8 protein-coding genes are annotated in these 6,288 nt (G+C 43.6%); 5 read left to right on the top strand and 3 right to left on the bottom strand.

All coding sequences use genetic code 11. The annotated features are described in order from the left end of the window. Positions 1-96: 96 nt before the first annotated feature. Positions 97-1,131: an anthranilate phosphoribosyltransferase gene (gene trpD / locus IQ234_RS19355; protein ID WP_193958275.1), complete on the bottom strand. Its 1,035-nt coding sequence runs from the start codon at positions 1,129-1,131 to the stop codon at positions 97-99. A 79-nt stretch (positions 1,132-1,210) separates the two neighbouring features. Further along, positions 1,211-1,738: a GIY-YIG nuclease family protein gene (locus tag IQ234_RS19360; protein WP_193958276.1), complete on the bottom strand. Its 528-nt coding sequence runs from the start codon at positions 1,736-1,738 to the stop codon at positions 1,211-1,213. Positions 1,739-1,907: 169 nt separating this feature from the next. Between IQ234_RS19360 and IQ234_RS19365 the strand changes: the two genes are divergently transcribed. The 5 genes from IQ234_RS19365 (at position 1,908) to IQ234_RS19385 (ending at position 5,549) form a co-directional block, all read left to right on the top strand. Then, on the top strand, positions 1,908-2,534 hold the full coding sequence (locus IQ234_RS19365) for a DUF488 family protein (RefSeq protein WP_193958277.1): 627 nt from the start codon (positions 1,908-1,910) through the stop codon (positions 2,532-2,534). Then, a complete protein-coding gene (locus IQ234_RS19370; RefSeq protein ID WP_193958278.1) occupies positions 2,527-2,964 on the top strand; it encodes a DUF488 family protein in 438 nt (145 codons plus the stop codon). The genes IQ234_RS19365 and IQ234_RS19370 overlap by 8 nt, the downstream gene beginning before the upstream one ends. A gap of 143 nt (positions 2,965-3,107) precedes the next feature. Next, positions 3,108-3,899, top strand: coding sequence for a dual OB domain-containing protein (locus IQ234_RS19375; RefSeq protein ID WP_193958279.1), 792 nt, complete (start codon positions 3,108-3,110; stop codon positions 3,897-3,899). A 250-nt stretch (positions 3,900-4,149) separates the two neighbouring features. Beyond that, positions 4,150-4,737 (top strand): L-threonylcarbamoyladenylate synthase, encoded by a 588-nt coding sequence (locus tag IQ234_RS19380; protein ID WP_193958280.1) that lies wholly within the window; start codon positions 4,150-4,152, stop codon positions 4,735-4,737. Then, positions 4,692-5,549 (top strand): sensor histidine kinase, encoded by an 858-nt coding sequence (locus IQ234_RS19385; RefSeq protein WP_193958281.1) that lies wholly within the window; start codon positions 4,692-4,694, stop codon positions 5,547-5,549. Before IQ234_RS19380 ends, IQ234_RS19385 begins: the two co-directional genes overlap by 46 nt. Here the strand turns inward: IQ234_RS19385 and IQ234_RS19390 are convergent. Then, positions 5,485-5,955, bottom strand: coding sequence for a GNAT family N-acetyltransferase (locus tag IQ234_RS19390; RefSeq protein WP_193958282.1), 471 nt, complete (start codon positions 5,953-5,955; stop codon positions 5,485-5,487). The genes IQ234_RS19385 and IQ234_RS19390 overlap by 65 nt on opposite strands. Positions 5,956-6,288: the final 333 nt, after the last annotated feature.

Raw genomic sequence — 6,288 nt, forward strand, 5'->3', positions numbered from 1 at the left:
ATTATGAATTATGAATTATGAATTGGGGTATGGGGAGAATAAATAAAAATAGTCTCCTGTCTCCTGTCTCCTGTCTCCTATGTCCTCTGAATTTTCTTAAGCGAGAAACTTAACCAACTCCTCTAATTTTTGCCAAGCTAACCCACTGGCTAAAATCTCGCGTGCGAGGGCGAAACCAGCAGCATGATCGCCAAAAGTGACCTTTTCTGCCACCTGTAGGGCAAGAGCGGCATTAATTGCCACAGCATCCCGTTGAGCGGGCGTTCCCCCCCCTTGCAGAACATTTTTGAGGATTTCGGCATTTTCTGGCACTTCCCCGCCTTTAAGGGCATTTAAACTAGCTCTGGGGATAGAAATTGACAAGGGATCGATCGCCGCAGAAATGACCTCGCCATTATTTAATAAAGCTATATCGGTCAGATCTCCCAACCCCACCTCGTCGAGTTTTTCCCGGCCGTGAACAATAATCGCCTTTGGGGTTCCCATTTGTGCTAAAGCTGTGGCCATGGGGGTGAGAAATTGCCGGTCATAAACCCCGATAACTTGACCTGTGGGACGGAGAGGATTAACTAGAGGGCCCAGAAGATTAAAAACCGTGCGAACTTTCAGGGTTTTGCGGAGATTAGCCACACTTTTCAGGGCCGGATGCCAACCGGGGGCAAAAAGAAAGGTCACTCCCACCCCATCTAAGGCTGCCGCCACCTTCTCGCTAGGGGCGCTTAAATTAACCCCAAGATATTCTAAAACATCGGCCGAACCGACCTTGCTGGAGGCAGAGCGATTGCCGTGTTTAGCCACTTTTACGCCTCCGGCGGCCGCCACAAAAGCCACAGCAGTGGAAATATTAAAGGTTGAGGCCCCGTCACCGCCGGTGCCACAGGTATCGATAACGGGAGTAGTATGGGGTTTAGGGTCTTCTAAGCGAGATTGTTCTCGTAAAACTCCAGCCATTCCCGCTAATTCCGCCGCCGAGACTCCTTTTGCTTGCAAAGCCGCTAAAATCGCCCCCGATAAAACTTCCGGAATCTGGCCGTTTAACCATCCGGTCATTAATTCTTCAGCTTGGTTAAGGGAAAGGGATTTTTGATCGAGTAGTTGCTGCAGTAGGTTTGGCCAGTCTTGATTGGTCATCGCTGTTCCATTGGTGTGGGGATGGGGCGATATACTATCATAGCGGTTTGTCTGGAGAATCGATCGCTCCTAGGAATTTTTACTTTAAATCGAGCAAACCCTGTTCTTTTAACTTGGGATTAAAACGAATTTCCATCTGTACTCCCCGTTTTTCTAGGGTTGATAAAATATCGTTTTCTACTCGTCTGGATACCTGTTTTAATAACTTAATTTTCCCTAATTCATCAGCACTTTGATAAATTTCTTTTTCTGTCTCAGTCATGGCTAATTTAGCATCAATTGGTTCTGTCCAGAGTTTTTCATTGTCGATTACTACCTGACTTTCTCTTAACCAAGCTTGTTTAATCGATTCGAGAATAGTCCGATTAGGACGCTCGATCACCTGTATTTTTAGCCAATAACAAGCTTGGGGCTGTCGGGCAAGATGTTGTTTTAAACTGAGATAAATATCACGAGAATAGCCGACAAACTCTAGGACTTGCTCTCGATTAAAAATGGCATAAACCCCGATTTTTCCCTGTAAATCACCAGAGATATTACCCGTGGCATCTAGGTAGGAAATATATTCTAATTGTTGGAGATTAGCAAAAGTATCAGGCTCGTTCATAATTAATCATCGCTCATTGGTTGGAGATAGCTAAATTATACCTAAGTTTGAATTTTATATTCCGGGCTGTGGCTAACCCAGGAGGGTAAACTAACAGTTATCTGACTCGATAACCCCAGAGGTACTGAGATATAATAAGGTAGGTTACTAAACTATCAAGTTAGATACAATGCTGGCTATATTTACGATCGGGCATTCTAACCACACCCCAGAAAAGTTCCTCGAACTCCTCTCCATTCATAACATCAATGCTTTAGCAGATGTGCGTTCCGCTCCTTACAGCCGCTATCTTCCCCACTTCAACAAACAAGCCCTCCAGTCCTACCTACCCACAGCAGAGATTCGCTATGTTTTTTTAGGGGCGGAGTTAGGGGCGCGGCCCGCAGATAGTAGCTGTTATGTGGAAGGCAGGGCCCTTTACGAAAAAATTGCCGTCCTTGACTCATTCCAACAGGGACTGAAGCGCATCATCAAAGGATCGCAAAATCATCGCATTGCCCTGATGTGTGCCGAGAAAGACCCGATCACTTGCCATAGAGCCATTCTGGTGTGCCGGCATCTCCTGTCTTTTAACCTTGAAATTGCCCACATTCACAGCAACGGTGACTTGGAGTACCAGGAAAATCTCGAAGAACGACTCTTGCAAATTCATGACTTGCAAGACAAACAGGAGAATATACAACTATCTCTTTTCCCTACAGTCAGTCAACCTCAGTTGCCACGAAGCGAGAGAATTAGTCAAGCCTATCAGCTGCAGGGCGATCGCATAGCCTATGTGGAGAAAGATCATGATTAAACTTTTCACCATCGGGTTTACCCGAAAATCTGCCTCTAGTTTTTTTGAGGGCCTAAGAAAAGCGGGCGTTACTAAAATCATCGATACTCGCTTGCATAATACCTCCCAGTTATCCGGCTTTGCCAAACAAAACGACTTAAAGTACTTTCTCTCTGAGATTGGCGGCATCGATTACTCCCATGAACTATCACTTGCGCCCACTCAAGAAATTTTAGATGCCTACAAAAAGAAACAAATATCGTGGGAAGATTACTCTAAAAAATACCTTGGCATTCTGCATCAAAGACATATTGAATCAACGATCAAACCGGATAGCTTACAGAATTCCTGTTTTCTTTGTAGCGAAGACAAACCTCACTTTTGCCACCGGCGACTTGCCGCAGAATATCTTCAGTCCCATTTTAATAATATAGAAATTATTCATCTGTAGCTAAGTAGGTAGGCGTTAAAAATTATCAGATGCCCCCCTTATTAAGGGGGGACTAAGGGGAGATCGGCACCCCCCTTATCAAGGGTGGCATGGGGGATCGAACCTAAAATCCATTTTTAATTTAATTATAACCAGCTACTTATATGGAGATAATTTGTCTAGCTAATTCTTACAAGCATCAGGGAAGATGTATTGCGGGGATAGACCGAGAATCGGGTCAGTGGTTCAGACCAATTTCCGAGTTAGAAGACGGCAGAATCCCTCTAGATAATCATTGTATTCAGACTGGGGAAATTAGTATTTTGGATATCCTCAGTATTCCTATCGACAGCGAGAGAAAATCTGGCCATGAGATTGAGAATATTGGCTACAAAAACTTACCTTGGGCAATTATTGGCAAAGCAGAGGTGGCCAATCTTTTACAGTTTTGCGAGGGCTATTTATTATATCCCGATTACGGAAAGTCGATACCTTATGAATATCTGAAATCCCAAGCTCCAGTACGCACTCTCCAATTGATTGAGGTAAAATCATTCTGCTGCCGTAAAAACAGCAGGGGGAAATGGCGGGGGATTATTGCCGATGCTCAGTATGATTTCGCCGATTTTGATCTTAGCATCACCGATCCGATAATTCTAGAGAAACTCGATCGAGAGGAAGAAATAAACCCTCACTGTTTAATCTGCCTCAGTCTCGGACAGCCTTGGCAGCCCGATGCCAATCTTCCCCTATCATGCTATCGTTTGATCGCGGGAGTGGTTGAACTTTTGCCAGAAATTCAACTCATCGCTACGGAAATGGAGAGATTATCTTGGAGTAGAGAACAAGGAAAGGAATATTTAAAAGAAAAATTTGGCAAAGTTTCCCGCTATCAACTTACTGAAAATGAAGCTAAACAGTTTCTTGATTTTTTGAGAAGCGGTGGAAAAATATAGCCAACTAACAAATCACTCACGGTGGTGAGTTCAACCGTTAGACTGACAGTTTAGCTGCCGGGGAGTGAACTAAAGGTTAATGGGACGGTGTGATCGTTTTCTGATTCTGAAAGGTTAAGAAGTTGACCATTTTTGACAAGAGGTACTAGGAGCAACTGTTAGTAAAATTAATCTTGATCCACTGCTTGCCCTTTAAAATTGTACCAAAAAGTCTTAGGCTAAATTAGTCCCCAAAAATGATCAATTCTCAATGCCTACTGCTTCTCTTAACGAAATTGTTCACGCAGCCCTCAGTGGTCAAGTGGTTTCTTTTCCCACGGATACAGTTCCCGCTTTAGCAGTTTCTCCCCCCTATGCTGCCTTAGTTTTTGCCGCTAAAAAAAGGACTTTTGATAAACCTTTAATTCTTATGGCGGCCTCAGCAGCAGATCTATGGGATTATGTCAAGGGAAATCCGGAAGAAAGGGAAATTTGGCGGCAAATGACCGAAAAATACTGGCCCGGCTCCCTAACTTTGGTTTTACCTGCTTCTGAAAAAGTACCAAAAGTTCTTAACCCTAAGGATCCTAGCACGATTGGGATCCGAGTTCCTGCTCATGCGATCGCCAGAGAAATTCTTGGTCGAACTGGTGTTTTAGCGACCACAAGTGCTAATCTGTCAGGACAAGAGCCTTTATTAACTCCTGAAGCGATTATGACTACTTTTCCCTCGGTGACGGTGTTAGCGCCTACAGAAAGGCAAGCATGGGGAATAATCAATAGTGGACAACCCTCCACCGTCGCGCGTTGGCAATGTCAAAGATGGGATATCTTACGACAAGGGGCAGTTTTTCTGTAAATATGGACGATATTGACGCTTTAAAACGGGAATTACAGCAAACTCGCCTCGCTTATCAGATGGCTGTGGCAATTAATCACCTCAAAAGCAGTTTTTTGGGGCGGGTTGCCCACGAATTGCGATCGCCATTAAGCAGTATGATCAGTCTCCATCAAATGATTCTCGCCGATCTTTGCGAAAGTCCGGCCGAAGAAAGAGAATTTATCGCCCAGGGGCAACTGGCGGGCCGTAAACTGATGGCAATGCTCGATGAGATGATTAATCTCTCCAAACTAGAGTCGGGTACTATACCTCTGGAGCGAGAAATTTTTTCTTTAACTAAACTCTGGCAAGATTGGGCAAGTTTAACCCATTTACAAGCAGCTAATCGCAATATTCAGCTTAAATTTAGCCCTTTAACCGATGATATTGCTATTATTGCCGATTATCAGTGTTTATATTCCGCTCTTGTCCTTCTCGTCGATGCAGCGATCGCCAACTTAGCGAGTGGCTCTATTTGTATATCGGTAAGCGCCCTTGACGAGAAAAAAGTTACTATTAGTCTAGAATTTTCCAGGGAAATCCCTCTTTGGCAAATGCCAGAAATTTCCCCTTTGAGTTTAGAATCAAAGCCGGAAGAAGTCAAACAATTTACTCAAGCTCTTGGTCTTTCTCCCGGTCTTAAATTCCAGTTAGCGAAGGGAATTATCGAAGTATCGGGGGGGGAAATGAGCTTAAATCAAATCGATAACAATAGTCAAGACAAGCTCACAGAGATCGTTTTTTCTTTACCTCGATCGCCGGACAGGAAAACTCATCAGGATAACGATTAAATAATACCATCGTCGTGGTGGCGTTGCTTTGGAAACCAATGCGCTGATAAAAACTTTCTTGATTAGTAGTCATCAAATAGACTCTTTCCACTCGATTTATTCGGGGATGGGCCAAAACTGTTTCTACTAATTTACGCCCTAAACCGGCTCCCTGATAATCGGGATGAACAATCACATCCCAAATAGTTGCCCGATAAATGCCGTCAGAAATGGCGCGAGCAAAACCAATTAATTGCCGCTCATTCCACACCGTCACCACCGGATCACTATAGTCAATTGCGGTTTCTAAATCTTCTAAACAGCGATCTATTGCCCAAAATGCGGTTAAATTAAATAATTCTCGTAGTTGCAATAGATCTATCTTGCTTTTATCCTCGTCAAACTGAATCTGACTACAATCAATCATTGATATTTCCTTAGTCTAAGACTAAAAAATAGGAGAAGATATTTTTCCGAGAAAGAGGATTCACGCTCGATCGGACTGATTTATGAGCAATTTCCCCTAATCTATGTGTCTAATTATACTCAATGCCTCAGATAATCTCTAGCTGATTTATCGTGATTTCTTGACAAGTTATTAATCAGTGAGCGGGAGTCAGGAGATAGGAGTCAGGAGATAGGAGTCAGGAGATAGGAGATAGGAGATAGGAGTCAGGAGATAGGAGTCAGGAGATAGGAGTCAGGAGTCAGGAGATAGGAGATTATTTTATTTATTCTCCCCATTACCCCACTTCCCCAC

The sequence above is a fragment of the Microcystis aeruginosa LEGE 91341 genome (assembly GCF_015206885.1).
Taxonomy (GTDB): Bacteria; Cyanobacteriota; Cyanobacteriia; order Cyanobacteriales; family Microcystaceae; genus Microcystis; species Microcystis aeruginosa_H.